At 74.5% G+C, this 16,928-nt stretch carries 14 protein-coding genes; 6 read left to right on the plus strand and 8 right to left on the minus strand.

The window, feature by feature from the left end:
* Window positions 1-55 precede the first annotated feature (55 nt).
* Both KG103_RS16485 and KG103_RS16490 read right to left on the minus strand, forming a co-directional pair.
* Window positions 56-565 (minus strand): gluconokinase, encoded by a 510-nt coding sequence (locus tag KG103_RS16485; RefSeq protein ID WP_249670645.1) that lies wholly within the window; start codon window positions 563-565, stop codon window positions 56-58.
* A gap of 131 nt (window positions 566-696) precedes the next feature.
* Entirely contained in the window at window positions 697-1,044 is a 348-nt protein-coding gene (locus KG103_RS16490) for a YtxH domain-containing protein (protein WP_207339563.1), read from the minus strand.
* Window positions 1,045-1,306: 262 nt separating this feature from the next.
* Here KG103_RS16490 and KG103_RS16495 point away from each other — a divergent pair, with 262 nt between their 5' ends.
* Window positions 1,307-2,695, plus strand: a complete 1,389-nt coding sequence (locus KG103_RS16495) for an APC family permease (protein ID WP_207339564.1) — start codon at window positions 1,307-1,309, stop codon at window positions 2,693-2,695.
* Window positions 2,696-2,724: 29 nt separating this feature from the next.
* Window positions 2,725-4,473, plus strand: a complete 1,749-nt coding sequence (locus KG103_RS16500; protein ID WP_207339565.1) for a cation:proton antiporter — start codon at window positions 2,725-2,727, stop codon at window positions 4,471-4,473.
* Window positions 4,474-4,478: 5 nt separating this feature from the next.
* Here the strand turns inward: KG103_RS16500 and KG103_RS16505 are convergent, their stop codons facing one another.
* The gene (locus KG103_RS16505; protein WP_207339566.1) at window positions 4,479-6,842 is read right to left on the minus strand and encodes an ATP-binding cassette domain-containing protein; all 2,364 of its coding nucleotides are present in this window, start codon (window positions 6,840-6,842) and stop codon (window positions 4,479-4,481) included.
* A 129-nt stretch (window positions 6,843-6,971) separates the two neighbouring features.
* On the opposite strand from KG103_RS16505, the gene KG103_RS16510 reads away from it, so the two are divergent.
* Together KG103_RS16510 and KG103_RS16515 are read left to right on the plus strand one after the other, a co-directional pair.
* The gene (locus KG103_RS16510; RefSeq protein ID WP_207339567.1) at window positions 6,972-9,101 is read left to right on the plus strand and encodes a SpoIIE family protein phosphatase; all 2,130 of its coding nucleotides are present in this window, start codon (window positions 6,972-6,974) and stop codon (window positions 9,099-9,101) included.
* Window positions 9,102-9,153: 52 nt separating this feature from the next.
* Window positions 9,154-10,083: a VOC family protein gene (locus tag KG103_RS16515; RefSeq protein WP_207339568.1), complete on the plus strand. Its 930-nt coding sequence runs from the start codon at window positions 9,154-9,156 to the stop codon at window positions 10,081-10,083.
* 49 nt (window positions 10,084-10,132) lie between these two features.
* Here KG103_RS16515 and KG103_RS16520 read toward each other — a convergent pair whose 3' ends face one another.
* Window positions 10,133-10,714 carry a TetR/AcrR family transcriptional regulator gene (locus tag KG103_RS16520; protein WP_207339569.1) on the minus strand — a complete coding sequence of 194 codons (582 nt, stop codon included), beginning with the start codon at window positions 10,712-10,714 and terminating at the stop codon, window positions 10,133-10,135.
* 102 nt (window positions 10,715-10,816) lie between these two features.
* Here KG103_RS16520 and KG103_RS16525 point away from each other — a divergent pair, with 102 nt between their 5' ends.
* On the plus strand, window positions 10,817-11,239 hold the full coding sequence (locus KG103_RS16525; RefSeq protein ID WP_207339570.1) for an organic hydroperoxide resistance protein: 423 nt from the start codon (window positions 10,817-10,819) through the stop codon (window positions 11,237-11,239).
* A 3-nt stretch (window positions 11,240-11,242) separates the two neighbouring features.
* Here the strand turns inward: KG103_RS16525 and KG103_RS16530 are convergent, their stop codons facing one another.
* A complete protein-coding gene (locus KG103_RS16530; RefSeq protein WP_207339571.1) occupies window positions 11,243-11,695 on the minus strand; it encodes a Fur family transcriptional regulator in 453 nt (150 codons plus the stop codon).
* A 187-nt stretch (window positions 11,696-11,882) separates the two neighbouring features.
* On the opposite strand from KG103_RS16530, the gene nicT reads away from it, so the two are divergent.
* Entirely contained in the window at window positions 11,883-13,052 is a 1,170-nt protein-coding gene (gene nicT, locus KG103_RS16535) for a Nickel transporter NicT (protein ID WP_243656173.1), read from the plus strand.
* Here the strand turns inward: nicT and KG103_RS16540 are convergent.
* Genes KG103_RS16540 through kdpC form a run of 3 tightly spaced genes read right to left on the minus strand, consistent with a single transcriptional unit; the run spans window position 12,998 to window position 16,889 of the window.
* Entirely contained in the window at window positions 12,998-13,720 is a 723-nt protein-coding gene (locus KG103_RS16540) for a response regulator (RefSeq protein WP_207339572.1), read from the minus strand. The two genes, nicT and KG103_RS16540, sit on opposite strands and share 55 nt — an antisense overlap.
* On the minus strand, window positions 13,717-16,272 hold the full coding sequence (locus KG103_RS16545; protein WP_207339573.1) for an ATP-binding protein: 2,556 nt from the start codon (window positions 16,270-16,272) through the stop codon (window positions 13,717-13,719). Before KG103_RS16545 ends, KG103_RS16540 begins: the two co-directional genes overlap by 4 nt.
* A gap of 2 nt (window positions 16,273-16,274) precedes the next feature.
* Window positions 16,275-16,889 (minus strand): potassium-transporting ATPase subunit KdpC, encoded by a 615-nt coding sequence (gene kdpC / locus KG103_RS16550; protein WP_207339574.1) that lies wholly within the window; start codon window positions 16,887-16,889, stop codon window positions 16,275-16,277.
* Between the last annotated feature and the right edge of the window lie 39 nt (window positions 16,890-16,928).

Consider the following 16,928-nt stretch of genomic DNA (forward strand, 5'->3'; position numbering starts at 1 on the left):
TACGTGCCGCACGCGGGGCCGCCGACGCGGCGGACCGCTCCCCCGCCGCCGGGGGTCAGGCGTGGGGCGTGAGGGCCCTGAGGGCGGCGTCGACGACGTCCGCCGGCGGGCCGGTGACCGGCAGGATCACGCCGTCCTCGTCCGGCTGCAGCGGCTCGAGCGTGGCGAGCTGCGACTCCAGCAGGCTCGGAGGCATCCAGTGCCCGGTGCGGTGCACGATGCGGTCGCGCAGCACACCGGCCGGGACGTCGAGCAGCACGAAGCGCACGTCACCCTGCGCCTCGCGCAGGAGGTCGCGGTACACGCGCCGCAGGGCCGAGCACGCGACGACGGTCGACGTCCCGGCCTCCGTGCGCTCGGTCATCGTGTCGCGCACGATGCGCAGCCAGGGCCACCGGTCGTCGTCGTCCAGCGGCTCACCCGCGCTCATCTTGGCGACGTTGGCCGCCGGGTGCAGCGCGTCGCCCTCGAGGAACGGCCGTCCCAGACGGTCGGCCAGCGCCTGGCCCACCGTCGACTTGCCCGTGCCGGAGACCCCCATGACCACCAGATGCTCGACTCCCACGCCCCCACCCTGCCACTCCTCGGCGGGGACGCGGGTCACCGTCCGACGCCTCGCGGGGCGCACCGCTCGGGTGCGCCCCGCGTGCCCGGCGTCGGGCACCGGCCCGGACGCCGGGGACGTGGCGCCCGGGATCAGTGGCGCGGGCCGTCCGGGTTGGCGTCGTCGGCGTCGACCAGCGGACCGTCCGACGGCTCCCACGTGCTGGTGTCGTCGGTCGACGTCGTGTCGTCGGTCGACGTCGTGTCGTCCTTCTCGCTGCCGGAGAACGCGCCCTTGGCCTTGTCCTTCAGCGCGCCGCCCTGCGTCTTGGCGAACTCCGTGGCGGCATGCTCCGCGTCCTGCACGTAGCCCTGCACGCGGGGGTCGTTCCAGGTGTCCGACGCCCAGCCCTTGATCTTCTCGAACTGCTGGCGACCCGCCCGGGTCCCCAGCAGGTAGCCGACCCCGGCGCCGACGACGAACGTGAGCTTGCCCTTCATGGGTGTCCTCCTTCGCGCCGGCCGCGACGGACCGGCGGTCGTGTGGTCGTGTGGTCGTGCGAGGGCGTGCGTGGCGGACGGTGCGACCCGCGGCGAGCGGCGCGCACCGGGCCACGTCGCCGGAGTCACCGAGCGTAGGTGCGGGGCGCCGCGGCCGCGCGTCGAACGGGCACGCCCGCCGCCTCGACGAGCGGGCGCGCACCCGCGGCGCGACACTGGCGGCAGTCCCGGCCGGCCGGCCGGCGGACCCCCGGAGGTCGCCATGGTCGCCACCTCGTCCGGCACGACGTCCACGCCGACGCTCAAGCGCAGCGTCGGGCGGCGGATGCTGCTGGTCTTCATCGTCGGGGACATCCTCGGCGCCGGCATCTACGCCCTCACGGGCAAGGTCGCGGCCGAGGTGGGCGGGGCGATCTGGATCCCGTTCCTGCTCGCGTTCGGCCTGGCCGCGCTGACCGCCACGGCGTACGCCGAGCTGGTCACCCGGTACCCGCGCGCGGCGGGCGCGGCCGTGTACGCACAGCGCGCGTTCGGGCGGCCGTTCGTGACGTTCCTCGTGGCGTTCGCCGTGCTCATGAGCGGGATCACGAGCGCGAGCGCGGCGGCGCGGGCGTTCGGCGGGGACTACCTGGCCGAGCTCGTCACGGTCCCCACGCTCGTCGCCGCGTGGGCGTTCGTGCTGCTCGTCGCGGTGGTCAACGCCGTCGGCGTCTCGGAGTCGGTGCGGGTCAACCTCGTGCTCACGGCCGTCGAGGTCACCGGGCTGCTGGTGATCCTGGTGATCGGGGCGCGCGCGTTCCTCGCGGGCGAGGGCGACCCGGGCCGGGCCATGACGCTGAGCGCCGACGGGCCGGTGTGGATGGCGGTGCTCGGCGGCACGGCGCTCGCGTTCTACGCGCTGCTCGGGTTCGAGGACTCGGTCAACCTGGCGGAGGAGTGCCGCCACCCGCGCAGCGACTTCCCGCGCGCCCTGTTCGGCGGCATCGCCATCGCGGGCGTCGTCTACCTCTCGGTCGCGTTCACCACCTCGATGCTCGTGGACACCGCGACGCTCGCGGAGTCCACCGGCCCGCTGCTGGAGGTGGTCCGGGTCGCCGGGCTCGTGTTCCCGCCGTGGCTGTTCGCGATCATCGCGCTCGTCGCGGTGTCGAACACGGCGCTCATCAACATGATCATGGCGTCGCGGGTGGTCTACGGGATGTCGCGCGAGGGCATCGTGCCCCGCTGGCTGGGCCTGGTGGACCGGCGCCGGCAGACCCCGTGGGTGGCGATCGCGTTCACCACCGTGATCGCGCTGACGCTCGTCAGCACGGGCGACCTGTCCGGCCTGGCGGACACGACGGTGCTGCTCCTGCTGCTCGTCTTCGCCGTGGTCAACGTCTCGGTGCTGGTGCTCCGCCGGCGGCCCGACGACCGCGACGGCGCGGTCGACGGCGACGCGCCCCGCGGCTTCCGTGCCCCCACGTGGGCGCCGGCGCTCGGGGCGGTCGTGTCGCTCGTCCTCGCCTCCCCGCTCACCGGCCGGTCGGCCGACGTCTACGCACGGGCCGGCCTGCTGCTGGGCATCGGGGTCGTGCTCTACGTGCTCAACCGCGTGCTGGGCGGTACCCACCGCCCCGCACCCGAGAGGGCGGAGCCGGCTGCGAGCTGAGTCCCGACCCCGTCGACCCGAGGTGATGCGTGGACCTGCTCGCCGCCCTCGTCCTGGCCGTCCTCGTCATCGTCACGATCACGACGGTCGCGCCCCGCGCCGGGGTCGCCGCCCCGCTGCTCCTCGTGCTCGTCGGCGCGGGCGTGAGCTTCCTGCCGTTCGTGCCGGAGATCGAGGTGCAGCCCGAGTGGATCCTCGGGATCGTGCTGCCGCCGCTGCTGTACTCGTCGGCCACGACCCTGCCGACGATGGACTTCCGGCGCGACCTGCGCACGATCTCCGCGCTCTCGGTCGTGCTCGTGGTGGTGTCCGCGGTGGTCGTCGGGTTCGTCCTGTCGGCGGTGGTGCCGGACGTCGACCTGGCCACGGGCATCGCGCTGGGCGCCGTGGTCAGCCCGACCGACGCCGTGGCCACCTCGATCGTCCGCAGGGCCGGTGTCTCGCCGCGCGTCGTCACCGTCCTCGAGGGCGAGTCCATGCTCAACGACGCGACCGCCCTGGTGCTCCTGCGCTCGGCGATCGTCGCCGCGGCCGGCACCGTCTCGCTGCTGGAGGTGGCGGGCGACTTCGTGGTCGCGGTCGTCGTCGCCGTGGTCATCGGCTACGTGGTCGGCCGGCTGCACGTGTGGGCGCGCGGGCACATCACGCTCACGACGTCGAACGTCGCGATCTCGTTCGTCGTCCCGTTCGTCGCGTACCTGCCCACCGAGCGCCTGGGTGCGTCCGGGCTGGTCGCGGCCGTGGTCGCGGGCCTGGTGACGGGCCACGCGGCGCCGGGGGCGCTGCGGGCGCGCGACCGCGTCACCGAGATCGCGGTGTGGCGGACGCTGGAGCTGCTGCTCGAGGGGTCCGTGTTCCTGCTCATGGGCCTCGAGGTGTTCGGCCTCGTGGAAGACGTCCTCGACGTGCACGGCAGCCTGGGGGTGGCGCTCGGGCTGGGCGCGCTCACGGGCACGCTCGTGCTCGCCGTGCGGTCCGTCTTCGTCGCCTGGTCGGTGTGGGAGCTCGCGCGGCGCACCGACCGGACCCCGCCCGTGCGCGACTGGCTCACGCACGCCCAGGCGCGGCTCGACGACGGCGAGCTGCCACAGCCGCCCGCCGGACGCGGCCGCGCCAGACGCCGGGCACGGCGGGGTGCGGCCGCGGCGCGGGACGGTGGGGCCGAGGCCGTCGGGCGCCGGGTGCAGCGCAAGATCGCCGACATCGACTACCTGGTCGCCGAGCGCTTCGGGCCGCGCGAGGGCGTGGTGCTCGTGTGGGCGGGCCTGCGCGGCGCCGTCACCCTGGCGGCCGCCCAGTCGCTGCCGTCGGGCACGCCGCAGCGGTCGTTGCTCGTCCTCGTCGCGTTCGTCGTGGCCGCCGGGACCCTCCTGATCCAGGGGTCGACGCTGCCCTGGGTGCTGCGACGGCTCGGGATGGCGGGGCGGGAGCAGCGCGACGAGGCGGCCCTGGCCGCGCTGCGGGACGACCTGCGGCGGGCCGCGCTGCGCCGGCTGGACGACCCCGACCTCACCCAGCCGGACGGTACGCCGTACCCCGCGCCGGTCGTGGAGCGCACCCGGCACCGGTTCGCCGTGCTGGACGCGCAGGTCACGGCCGACGACGAGCAGCGCGAGCTGGACCGCGCGGCCGGGCAGCGCCTGCTCATCGCGCTGCTGACCGCCCAGCGCGCGGAGCTGCTGCACGTGCGCGACCTGGGTACGTACCCGTCGGCGGTGCTGACCCAGGCGCTGGCGGAGCTGGACGCGCTGCAGATCGGCGTCGAGCTGCGGTCGTGACGGCGTCAGGCCCCGACGTACGCCGCCAGGTGCTGCCCCGTGAGCGTCGAGCGGTCCGCGACGAGGTCGGCCGGCGTGCCCTCGAGCACCACCCGTCCGCCGTCGTGCCCCGCGCCCGGCCCGAGGTCGATGATCCAGTCCGCGTGGGCCATCACGGCCTGGTGGTGCTCGATGACGACCACGGACTTGCCCGCGTCGACCAGCCGGTCCAGCAGGCCGAGCAGGTTCTCGACGTCGGCCAGGTGCAGGCCGGTCGTGGGCTCGTCGAGGACGAGCACCCCGCCCTTGTCGCCCAGGTGCGTGGCGAGCTTGAGACGTTGGCGCTCGCCGCCGGACAGCGTCGTCAGCGGCTGCCCCAGGGTCACGTACCCGAGGCCCACGTCGACGAGCCGCTGCAGGACGGCGTGCGCGGCGGGGATGCGCGCCTCCCCCGCGGCGAAGAACTGCTCGGCCTGCGTGGCGGGCATCGCGAGCACCTCGCTGATGTCCTTCCCGCCGAGCGTGTACTCGAGCACCTCGGCCTGGAACCGCTTGCCCTCGCAGACCTCGCACGTCGTGGCGACGCCCGCCATCATCCCCAGGTCGGTGTAGACGACGCCGGCGCCGTTGCAGACAGGGCACGCACCCTCGGAGTTGGCGCTGAACAGCGCGGGCTTGACCCCGTTGGCCTTGGCGAACGCCTTGCGGATCGGCTCGAGCAGCCCCGTGTAGGTCGCGGGGTTGGACCGGCGCGAGCCCTTGATGGCGCCCTGGTCGACCGTCACGACACCGTCGAGCGGGGCCAGCGAGCCGTGGATCAGCGAGCTCTTGCCGGACCCGGCGACGCCCGTGACGACGACCAGCACGCCGAGGGGCACGTCGACGTCGACGTCCCGGAGGTTGTGCGTGGCCGCGCCACGGATCTCGATCGCGCCGGTCGGTGTGCGGACCTCGGGCTTCAGCCGCGCGCGGTCGTCGAGGTGCCGGCCCGTGAGCGTGCCGCTGCCCCGCAACCCGTCGACCGTTCCCTCGTACACCACCTGACCGCCGGCCGTCCCGGCCCCGGGGCCAAGGTCGACGACGTGGTCGGCGATCGCGATGGCCTCGGGCTTGTGCTCGACGACGAGCACCGTGTTGCCCTTGTCCCGCAGCCGCAGCAGCAGGTCGTTCATGCGCGCGATGTCGTGCGGGTGCAGCCCGACCGTCGGCTCGTCGAACACGTAGGTGACGTCGGTCAGCGAGGACCCGAGGTGCCGGATCATCTTGGTGCGCTGCGCCTCGCCGCCCGAGAGCGTGCCCGACGGCCGGTCCAGCGACAGGTAACCGAGCCCGATCTCGACGAACGAGTCGAGCGTCTCGCGCAGCGCCGTGAGCAGGGGCGCGACGGACGGCTCGTCCAGGGCACGCACCCAGTCGGCCAGGTCGGTGATCTGCATCGCGCACACGTCGGCGATGTTGAGCCCGGCGATCCGCGACGCCCGCGCCCCCTCGTTGAGGCGCGTGCCGCCGCACTCGGGGCAGGTCTGGAAGGTGATCGCCCGCTCGACGAACGCCCGGATGTGGGGCTGCATCGCGTCGACGTCCTTGGAGAGGAACGACTTCTGGATCTTGGGGATCAGACCCTCGTAGGTGACGTTGATGCCCTCGACCTTGAGCTTCATCGGGTCCTGGTAGAGCAGGCCGTGCAGCTGCTTCTCGGTGAACTCGCGGATCGGGCGGTCCGGCGGGAAGAGCCCGCTCGCGCGGAAGATGCGGCCGTACCAGCCGTCCATCGTGTAGCCGGGGACGGTGAGCGCGCCCTCCTCGAGCGACTTGCCGTCGTCGTAGAGCGCGGTGAGGTCGAAGTCGGTGACCCTGCCCATGCCCTCGCAGCGCGCGCACATGCCGCCGATCTGCTCGAACGACACCTTCTGCGCGCGCTTGTGCCCCTGGTCCACCGCGATCGCGCCGCTGGCCCGCACGGTCGGCACGTTGAACGAGTACGCCTGCGGCGAGCCGATGTGCGGCTCCCCGAGCCGGCTGAACAGGATGCGCAGCATCGCGTTGGCGTCGGTGGCCGTGCCGACCGTGGAGCGCGAGTTGGCACCCATCCGCTCCTGGTCGACGATGATCGCGGTGGTCAGCCCCTCGAGGACGTCGACGTCCGGTCGCGCGAGCGTCGGCATGAAGCCCTGCACGAACGCGCTGTAGGTCTCGTTGATGAGGCGCTGGGACTCCGCGGCGATCGTGCCGAACACCAGCGAGCTCTTGCCGGAGCCCGAGACGCCCGTGAACACCGTCAGCCGCCGCTTGGGCAGCTCGATGCTCACGTCCTGGAGGTTGTTCACGCGCGCCCCGTGCACGCGGATGCGGTCGTGGGTGTCGGCGCGGGCGGGCGCGGGCGTGGCCATCGGTCCTCCTGGCGCGAGCGGGGTCCTCAGACTAGGGCGCGGTGCCGACACGGGTGCAGCCTCGCCTCGCCGCGGCGCGACGCGCATGGCACGCTCCGGGGACGGATGGGCCAGGGGTGAGGAGCGCACGTGCACGGATCGACGGACGGGACGGACCTACGTCCGGGCGCCGACGCGCAGGCCGAGCGCCTCTCGCTGCTCGACTCGGCCGCGCAGGCGACGCGCCTCTCGCTGCTCGACTCCGCCGCGCAGGCCGCGGGCCTGGGGACGTTCGAGTGGGACCTGGCGACGGGTGCGCTGCACTGGGACCCCACGCTGCTGGAGGTCTTCGGGTACGACGCCGGGACGTTCAGCGGCCTGATCGAGGCGTTCGACGCCCGGCTGCACCCGGCCGACGCGAGAGGCGTCGCGGCCGCGATCGACAGCGCCATCGCCGGCTGCGGCGTGTACGAGGCCGAGTTCCGCGTGGTGCGTCCCGACGGGACCGTGCGCTGGCTGAGCGCCCGGGGCCGGGCGCTGGCCGGCCCGTCGGGTCGCGCCGAGCGCCTCATCGGCGTCGCGACGGACACGACCGCGCTGCGCGAGCGCGACCTGCAGGTGCAGCAGATCCTCGAGGACATGTCGACCGGCTACTTCTGGCTCGACGAGCGGTGGCGGTTCGGGTACGTCAACGCCGAGGCCGAGCTCATCCTGGAGCGGACGCGGGCCGACCTCCTGGGCGGGGTGATCTGGGACCTCTTCCCCGCGGCGCGGGGCACCGCCTTCGAGGAGCACTACCGCGCCGCACCGCGCACGGGCGAGCCGCAGGTGTTCGACGCGTACTACCCGGCACCCCTCGACGCCTGGTACGAGATCCGTGCCACCCCCGAGCGCGGCGGTGTCGCCGTGTACTTCACGGACGTGACGGAGCGCCGCCAGGCGCTGGAGCTCGCCGAGCAGGGCCGCGCGCGCTCGGACATGCTCGCCCGGGTCGCCGGGGTGCTCGCGGACGCGGTCGACCCGGTCCGCGCCCTGGACGCCGTGCTCCCCCACCTGGTGCCGGACGTCGCCGACTTCGCCATCGCGAGCCTGCTGGACGACGGCGCGGGGCCCTGGCGAGGCCGCCTGCGCGACGTCGCGGCGCTGCACGCCGACCCCACCCTGCAGCCGCTGCTCGACGAGTACCGGTCGCTGCGCGTCCCGGCGCTGTCGAGCACCTCCCTGGTGGCCGAGGCGCTGACGACCTCGCGGCCCGTGATGCGCTTCGGCGCGCCGTCGCTCGAGGACATCGTGGCGGCGGGCCCCGTGCGGGACCTGCTGCTGCGGCTGGCACCCGAGACTCTCATGGTCCTGCCGCTGCGGGGGCGAGGCCGCACCCGGGGCATCGTGACGCTCGCGCGGCGCGCCGCCCGGGACGGGTTCACGGCGACGGACGTCACGGCCCTGCGGGACGTGACCGCGCAGATGGGCCTCGCGCTGGACAACGCGCACCTGCACGCCGCGCGGCGGGACCTCACGGAGGAGCTGCAGCGCAGCCTGCTCACCGCCCTGCCGGAGGTGGGGGGCCTGCAGCTCGCCGCACGGTACGTCCCGGCGTCGACGGGCGCGCAGATCGGCGGGGACTGGTACGACGCGTTCGTGCTGCGCGACGGGTGCACCTGCCTGGTGATCGGTGACGTCACCGGCCACGACCTGCAGGCGGCGGTGCGGATGGCGCAGATCCGCAACGTGCTGCGCGGCGGTGCGCACGCGGTCGTCCAGCCGCCGGCCGCGATCCTGTCCGCGCTCGACTGGGCGGTGCAGGACCTGCAGATCGACGCCCTGAGCACCGCGGTCCTGGCGCGTGTCGAGCAGCCGCCCGACGCGGTGCGACGGGGTGTGCGTGTCCTGCGCTGGTCGAACGCGGGCCACCTGCCGCCGCTGCTGCTGCACCCGGACGGGCGCGGTGAGCTGCTGTCGCGCCGCAGCGACCTGCTGATCGGCCTGCAACGGCACACCGTGCGGCGGGACCACACGCAGGAGCTCGCGCCCGGTGCGACCGTGCTGCTGTACACCGACGGGCTCGTCGAGCGCCGCGGGGAGCGGCTGGAGGCCGGGCTGGAGCGGCTCCGCGCGTGCGCCGAGGGCGTGGCGCACCTGGACCTGGAGGACGTCTGCGACGCCCTCGTCGAGGCGATGGCGCCCGCCGGGGACGACGACGTGGCGATGCTGGCGCTGCGGGTGCAGCCGGACGAGGCGGCGGCGCGCGGGCGGACGGACCCGCTAGAGGTTGACGGTTGAACTAGTTCGCTCTAGCATCAGTTGTCATCACAACTAATGCTCGGAGCTGACGATGTCGACCACGATCCCGCAGGGCCCCACCGACGAGCGCGTGCTCGCGCCCGCCACGTCGATGGACGCGGTGACGCTGCACGTCGGCGACCTCGAGGGCATGACGTCCTACTACGCGGGCGCCATCGCGCTCGAGCCCCTGGAGGAGCGCGCCCGCGGCCACCAGGTGCACCGCGTGCTCGGACGCGGCACCACGCCGATGCTGCGCCTCGTCCACACCCCCGGACTGCCCGCGGTCGACCCGCGGCAGGCCGGCCTGTTCCACACCGCCTTCCTCTTCGACGACGCGACGAGCCTGTCCGCGACCGTCTACCGCGCGGCGCAGGACCCCCGCAGCCGGTTCGTCGGGTCGAGCGACCACCTGGTGTCCGAGGCGTTCTACTTCACGGACCCCGAGGGCAACGGCATCGAGCTGTACACCGACCGCGACCGCGACCTGTGGCTCCACCGCGACGGCAACCTCGTCATGGGCGTCGAGCACCTCGACCCGAACGCCTACCTGCGCGCGCACCTCACGCAGGAGGCGCTCGACGCCGGTCCGGCGCTCGCCGGGCGGGTCGGGCACGTGCACCTGCAGGTCGGGGACATCGCGGTCGCGGAGGCGTTCTACCTCGACGCGCTCGGGTTCGAGGCCACGGTCCGCGGCTACCCCGGCGCGCTGTTCGCGTCCGCCGGCGGGTACCACCACCACGTCGCGATGAACACCTGGAACAGCCGGGGCGCCGGTCCGCGCGCCTCGACGCTCGGGCTGGGCGACGTCGCCGTCACGGTGCCGGGGCGCGAGGACCTCGACGCGCTGACGGCCCGGCTGCGGGCGCGGGGCCTGCCGTTCGCCGACGACGGCCGGTCCGTCACCGTGCGCGACCCGTGGGAGACCCGGGTGACCGTGAGCGTGCCCGGCACGACGACGGAGGACCTGCTCACGCGCTGACGGGACGGGGGCGGCCGGGCGGTCGCGCCCCGGACGACAGGGCTGCGCGTCAGCGCGCCCGCACGAGCTCCTCGACCGCGTCGCGCAGCGTCGCACGGGCGGCCTGCGCGTCGTCGAGGTAGCCGCTGACCATGGCACCGTCGCGCAGCGCGGTCCAGCGCCGACCGCCCTCCGGCGGGTCGGGGTGCCCGGCGCGACGCAGCGCCTCGGTCGCCACCCCCTGCAGCCAGTCCCGGTGCTCGCGCACGACGCGCCGCACCGGGCTGGTCGGGTCGGGGAACTCCGCCGCGGCGTTGATGAACGGGCAGCCGCGGAAGCCGGGTCGGCACAGCTCGTCGGCCACGTGCAGCGTCATGCCGGTGAGCCAGCCCGCCGCCGCACCGGGCTCCTGCGGGACCTCGCCGACCGCCGCGCGCACGGCCCGGTCGGCCGCCTCGAGGTACGCGACGACGAGCGCCTCCTTGCCCGGGAAGTGCCGGTAGAACGTGGCCCGCGTGACGCCCGCCTCGGTGATGACGCGGTCGACGCCGACCGCGTGGACGCCCTCGGCGTAGAAGAGGTCGGCGGCGGTGCGCAGCAGCCGGGCGCGGGCCGGGGACGGCCCGCGCGGACCCGTCGGGTTCTCGACCATGCCCGCACCGTACGGGGCGACGTCTGCGGTTGACATCCGCACCTCCAGGGGGTGAGGTGGACCACGTTAGTAGAACGAACGTTCTTTCTAGGAGGCTACCCCATGGCTGTCATCTACACCGCGGTCGCCACGGCCACCGGCGAGGGCCGCGAGGGCCACACCCGCAGCTCCGACGGGCTCGTCGACGTCGACCTCGCCGTCCCCCGCGAGATGGGCGGCCCGGGCGGGGCCACCAACCCCGAGCAGCTGTTCGCCGCCGGGTACGCCGCCTGCTTCCACAGCGCGCTGAAGAGCGTGGCCCGCCGCGACCAGGTGACGTTCACCGACTCCGCGGTCACGGCCGAGGTCGGCATCGGCCCCACCGACGCCGGCGGGTTCGGGCTCGAGATCACGCTGCACGTCGAGCTCGGCGGCGTCGACCAGGCGACCGCGGAGCAGCTCGTCGAGGCCGCGCACCAGGTCTGCCCGTACTCGAACGCGACCCGCGGCAACGTCCCCGTCACGCTGGAGGTCGTCACCGCCTGACGGTCAGCGCGCGGGCGCACCCGGCGCGGTGCACGCCGCGCACAGCCCGGACAGCGCGACGTGCGTCGGCTCGATCCAGAACCCGTCGCGGCGCGCGACGGCTCCGACGACGTCGTCGAGCAGGTCGGCCGGCAGGTCCTGCACGGCACCGCAGCCGCGGCACTCGGCGTGCAGGTGCTCCCGCTCCCCGTGGGCCAGGTGGTAGGCGGTCCCGGTGCGTCGCACGTGCACGTGCTGCACCACGCCGAGGTCCGCGAGCGCGTCGAGCGTCCGGTAGACCGTGGCCCGGTGCACCCCCGGGTCGAGGTCGGCGACGCGGCCGAGGATCTCCTCCGCGCCGAGGTGCCCGCCGTCGCGTGCGAGCACGGTCAGGACGGCGCGCCGGGCGCGCGTCATGCGCTCGCCCCGCGCCCGCAGCAGCGTGCCGACGTGCTCGATGGTGGCCTCGCTCGTCATCGCCCAGCCCCCTCACGGCCGCCCGGACGACCGGCGCGCCCACGCCGGGTTCGCGGTGGTTCCACTGTAGGACGACCGGTCTGCCCGGTGTCACCCCTTCTGGTGCAGTCACGACCAGGTCGCAGTAGCGTGGTCGACGGCGCGAGCACCCGATGCCCTCGGGTGCCACGTATCCGGGGGGAGCGCCATGGCCACCACGTCCAGCACGCGTGCAGGGACCGTCCGGGGTCGGGGTCGCGGCCGCCTGAGCCGCGGCGAGCGGGTGTCCATCGCCGGCATGGCGTCGGTCGTGCTCGCGCTGACCGTGGTGGGCTGGGGCGTCCTGGTCCTCGTCGTGGCCCCGGCACGCTTCCAGGTGGACTCCACGACCGTGTTCGGCGTCGGACTGGGGCTCACCGCGTACACCCTCGGCATGCGGCACGCCTTCGACGCCGACCACATCGCCGCCATCGACAACACCACCCGCAAGCTCATGACCGACGGGCAGCGGCCGGTGTCCGTCGGGTTCTGGTTCTCGCTCGGCCACTCCACGGTCGTGCTCGTGCTGTGCGTGCTGCTCGCGTTCGGGGTCCGCGCGCTGGCCGGGCAGGTCGAGGACGAGTCGTCGACGCTGCAGCGGACCACCGGGATGATCGGCATCTCCGTGTCGGCGGTGTTCCTGCTGGTCATCGGCATCCTCAACCTCGTCGTGCTGCGCCAGATCCTGCGCGTCTTCAAGGACATGCGCGGCGGGCGGTACGACGAGGAGACGCTCGAGCAGCACCTGAACAACCGCGGGCTGCTCAACCGCGTGCTCGGCCCGGCGACGCGGGCGGTGCGCAAGCCGTGGCACATGTACCCCGTGGGGCTGCTCTTCGGCCTGGGCTTCGACACCGCGACCGAGGTGTCGCTGCTCGTCCTCGCGGGCGGCGCCGCGGCGTTCCAGCTGCCCTGGTACGCGATCCTCACGCTGCCCGTGCTCTTCGCCGCCGGGATGACGCTGCTCGACTCCATCGACGGCTGCTTCATGAACTTCGCCTACGGCTGGGCGTTCTCCAAGCCGGTGCGCAAGGTCTACTACAACATCACCATCACCGGGCTGTCGGTGGCGGTCGCGCTGCTCATCGGCGGCATCGAGGTGATGTCGATCGTGTCCGAGCGGCTGGGCCTGGAGTCGGGACCGATCGCGTGGGTCGGTGGGCTCGACCTCGGGCACGTCGGGTTCGTCATCGTCGGGCTCTTCGTGGTCACGTGGGTCGTAGCGCTCGCGGTGTGGCGGTTCGGCCGCGTCGAGGAGCGCTGGACCGCCGACCTGAGCCGGGCTCAGGCGCCGGAGGTGGACGACGGCACGGCGCCGCCGTCGGGGTCGAACCGGTAGCCCATGCCCGCCTCGGTGAGCAGGTGCCGGGGACGCGCGGGCTCCGGCTCGAGCTTCTTGCGCAGCTGGGCGACGTACAGCCGCAGGTAGCCGGTGTCGGTGACGTGCTGCGAGCCCCAGATCTCGGTGAGCAGGGTCTGGCGCGTCACGAGCCGGCCAGGGTTGCGCACGAGCCGCTCCAGCACCTGCCACTCGGTGGGCGTCAGCCGCACGGGCGCCCCGGCGCCGTCCGGGCCGCGCAGCACGGTGCGGGCCGACAGGTCGACCGTGACGTCGCCGAACCGCACCACCGGGGCGGCATCGACGCCCAGCACGACGCGCCGCGTCAGCGCCCGGATCCGCGCCAGCAGCTCCTCGATCGAGAACGGCTTGGTGACGTAGTCGTCGGCGCCCGCGTCGAGCGCGTCGACCTTGTCGGCGGCGCCGGTGCGCCCGGAGACGACGAGGATCGGCGACTGCGACCAGCCGCGCACCGCGTGGATGACGTCGACGCCGTCCAGGCCGGGCATGCCGAGGTCGAGCATGAGGACGTCCGGCCGGTGGTCGATCGCCTGCGTGATCGCCTGCGGCCCCGACGTCGCGGTGACGATGTCGTAGCCCTGCGCGGTGAGCGTGATGCGCAGCGCCCGCAGGATCTGCGGGTCGTCGTCCGCGATGAGGATCCTCATGCCGCCGTCCCCCTCGTCGCGTCGGCAGGGTCGTCCGTGCCGGCCGACGGCAGCGCCACCACCATCGTCAGCCCGCCGCCCGGGGTGTCCTCGGGCATGAGCGTGCCGCCCATGCCGGTGACGAACCCCTTGGACAGCGCCAGGCCCAGACCCAGGCCGGTGGCGTTGTCGGTGTCCCCCAGCCGCTGGAACGGTACGAAGACGTCGTCGCGCCTCTCGCGCGGGATGCCGGGGCCGTGGTCGACGACGCGGATCTGCACGGCCCCCGCGAAGGTGCTGGTCGCGACGCGCACCCGCGTGCCGGGCGGGGCGTGCCGCGTCGCGTTGGCCAGCAGGTTCACCACCACGCGCTGCAGCAGCACGGGGTCGGCCAGGACCGGCGGCACCGCCAGGTCGAGGTCGAGCTCGACCTCGTCGGGGCCCAGGCCCAGCTCGTCCAGCGCGGGCAGCACGACGTCGGCGGTGTCGACGTGGGTGCGGGCGAACGCGAGCACCCCCGCGTCGAGCCGGCTGACGTCCAGCAGGTCGGTCATGAGCGTCGCCAGGGCGCGCAGGCTCTCGTCGGCGGTGTCGAGCAGCTCGGCGCGGTCGGACGGGCTCAGCCGCGAACCGGCCGTCCGCAGGCCGCCGACGGCGGCGGTCGCGGCGCTCAGCGGGCGGCGCAGGTCGTGGCTGAGGGCCGAGAGCAGCGCGCTGCGCACGCGGTCCGACGCGGTGAGGTGGTCGACCTCGCTGGCCACCGACGCCAGGTCGCTGCGCTCGAGGGCGGCGCGCAGCTGGACGGCGATGACGTTGAGCAGCCGCCGCTCGGACGCCGCGACGTCGGGCCCGTAGAGCTGGAGCACGGCGCGCTCGTCGACCGGCACGGTCGTGCCGGGCTCGCCGGGCGGCACCTCGCCGTCCGACGCGAGCACCGTGCCGCCCGGGTCGCCGCCACCGTGCGGGGGCCCGCCCGGGGGCCCACCCACCACGAGCCGTGCCGCCGTCATGCCGAACGCCTCACGTGCCCGGCCGACGAGCGCGGCGACGGCGTCCTGCCCCCGCAGCACGCTGCCGGCGACGGTCGCCAGCAGCTCGCTCTCCGCCGCGGCGCGGTGGGCGGCGCGCGTGGTGCGGGCGGCACGGTCGACCACCACGCTGACCAGCACGGCGATGACGACGTACAGCACGAGCGCGAGGGCGTGCGACGGCTCCGAGACGGTGACGGTGTGCAGGGGGTCGACGAACAGGAAGTCGATCGTCAGCCCGGACAGCACCGCCGCGTAGACCGCGGGCCACAGGCCGCCGACGAGCGCGGTCACCACCACCAGCAGCTGGTACGCCAGGACGTCGGCGACGAACGCGTCGGTGCTGCGCGTCGCGACCAGCAGCCACGTCAGCAGCGGCCCGCCGACGAGCGCGAGCGCGAACCCGGCGACGCGCCGCCGCCGCGTGAGCGCGCCGCCGACGCGCGGCAGCCGCGGCCGCCCGCCCGCGGCGGCGTGGTTGACGACGTGCACGTCGATCTTCCCCGCCTCGCGGGTCACGGTCGCGCCGATGCCGGGGCCGCTGAGCGCCGTGGCGAGCCACCCGCGCCGCGACACCCCGATGACGAGCTGGGTCGCGTCGACCGCGGTGGCGAAGTCGACGAGCGCGCGCGGGACGTCGTCGCCGACGACCTGGTGGTAGGTGCCGCCGAGCTGCTCGACGAGCGCCCGCTGGTGCGCGAGCGCGCCGGGGGCGGCACCGCGCAGGCCGTCCTGGCGTGTGACGTGCACGGCCAGCAGCTGCCCGCCGGCCGAGCGTGCGGCGATGCGCGCGCCGCGGCGGATCAGCGTCTCCCCCTCGGGCCCACCGGTGAGCGTGACGACGACCCGCTCGCGCGCCTCCCACGGGCTGTCGATGCCGTGCTCGGTGCGGTACAGGCGCAGCGCCGCGTCGACCTCGTCGGCCAGCCACAGCAGCGCGAGCTCGCGCAGCGCCGTGAGGTTGCCGAGGCGGAAGTAGTTCGACAGCGCGGCGTCCACGCGCTCGGCCGGGTACACGTAGCCGCCGGCGAGCCGGTCGCGCAGCGCCTGCGGTGCGAGGTCGACCACCTCGACCTGGTCGGCGGCGCGCAGCACGGCGTCGGGGATCGTCTCGCGCTGGACGACGCCGGTGATCTTCTCCACCACGTCGTTGAGGGACTCGATGTGCTGGATGTTCACGGTCGAGAGCACGTCGATCCCGGCGTCGAGCAGGGCGTCCACGTCCTGCCACCGCTTGGTGCGCGCCAGGCCGGGCGCGTTGGTGTGCGCGAGCTCGTCGACCAGCGCGACGTCCGGGCGGCGGGCCAGCACGGCGTCGACGTCGAGCTCGGTGAGCTCGACCTCCCGGTGCCGGACCGCGCGGCGCGGCACCACCTCCAGGCCCTCGACCATCGCGGCCGTGTGGGCGCGGCCGTGGGTCTCCACGACCGCGACCACGACGTCACGCCCCTCGTCACGCAGGCGGCGGCCCTCCTCGAGCATCGCGTAGGTCTTGCCCACGCCCGGTGCCGCCCCGAGGAGGACGCGGAGCCGCCCACGCGCCATGCTCAGCCCTCCTGGTCGTCGAGGGCGAGGTTGAGCCGCAGCACGTTCACGGTCGGCTCGCCCACGAACCCCAGGCCGCGTCCCCCAGTGTGCCGCGCCACGAGGTCGGCGACGTCCTGCTCCGACATCCCGCGCGCCGCGGCGACGCGCGGCACCTGCAGCGCCGCGTACGCGGGGCTGACGTGCGGGTCCAGGCCGGACGCGGACGCAGTGACGGCGTCGGGCGGCACGTCGGACGGCTCGACCCCCTCGAGCGCCGCGACCTGTGCGCGCCGGTCCGCGATCGCGGCGACCAGGTCCGGGTTCTCCGGCCCCAGGTTGGAGCCCGACGACGCCCCCGCGTCGTACCCGTCGCCCGCGGCCGACGGCCGGGGCTGGAAGTACCGGGCCAGCGGCTCGCCGTCGACGTCGGTGAACGACTGGCCGATCAGCGCGGACCCGACCACGGTGCCGTCGGGACCCGTGAGGAGCGAGCCGCCCGCCTGCGCGGGGGCGACCAGCTGCGCGACGCCCGTGACGACGGCGGTGTAGCCGACGCCGAGCAGGAGGGTGAGGACGACCATGGCGCGGACGGCGACGCCCAGGGTGCGGGCGGCGGTGCGGGTGGCGAGGGGCATGCGGGTTCTCCTCGTGCGGGACGGGACGGGACGGGCCGG

This window comes from Cellulomonas wangleii, assembly GCF_018388445.1.
In the GTDB taxonomy this organism is placed as follows: domain Bacteria; phylum Actinomycetota; class Actinomycetes; order Actinomycetales; family Cellulomonadaceae; genus Cellulomonas; species Cellulomonas wangleii.

What these genes read in the sequence shown, in the direction of transcription:
- nicT (WP_243656173.1), top strand. Translation starts at nt 11,883, where the DNA reads ATGGCCACCACGTCCAGCACGCGTGCAGGGACCGTCCGGGGTCGGGGT.
- kdpC (WP_207339574.1), bottom strand. Translation starts at nt 16,889, where the DNA reads ATGCCCCTCGCCACCCGCACCGCCGCCCGCACCCTGGGCGTCGCCGTC.
- KG103_RS16525 (WP_207339570.1), top strand. Translation starts at nt 10,817, where the DNA reads ATGGCTGTCATCTACACCGCGGTCGCCACGGCCACCGGCGAGGGCCGC.
- KG103_RS16530 (WP_207339571.1), bottom strand. Translation starts at nt 11,695, where the DNA reads ATGACGAGCGAGGCCACCATCGAGCACGTCGGCACGCTGCTGCGGGCG.
- KG103_RS16540 (WP_207339572.1), bottom strand. Translation starts at nt 13,720, where the DNA reads ATGAGGATCCTCATCGCGGACGACGACCCGCAGATCCTGCGGGCGCTG.
- KG103_RS16505 (WP_207339566.1), bottom strand. Translation starts at nt 6,842, where the DNA reads ATGGCCACGCCCGCGCCCGCCCGCGCCGACACCCACGACCGCATCCGC.
- KG103_RS16545 (WP_207339573.1), bottom strand. Translation starts at nt 16,272, where the DNA reads ATGGCGCGTGGGCGGCTCCGCGTCCTCCTCGGGGCGGCACCGGGCGTG.
- KG103_RS16490 (WP_207339563.1), bottom strand. Translation starts at nt 1,044, where the DNA reads ATGAAGGGCAAGCTCACGTTCGTCGTCGGCGCCGGGGTCGGCTACCTG.
- KG103_RS16495 (WP_207339564.1), top strand. Translation starts at nt 1,307, where the DNA reads ATGGTCGCCACCTCGTCCGGCACGACGTCCACGCCGACGCTCAAGCGC.
- KG103_RS16520 (WP_207339569.1), bottom strand. Translation starts at nt 10,714, where the DNA reads ATGGTCGAGAACCCGACGGGTCCGCGCGGGCCGTCCCCGGCCCGCGCC.
- KG103_RS16515 (WP_207339568.1), top strand. Translation starts at nt 9,154, where the DNA reads ATGTCGACCACGATCCCGCAGGGCCCCACCGACGAGCGCGTGCTCGCG.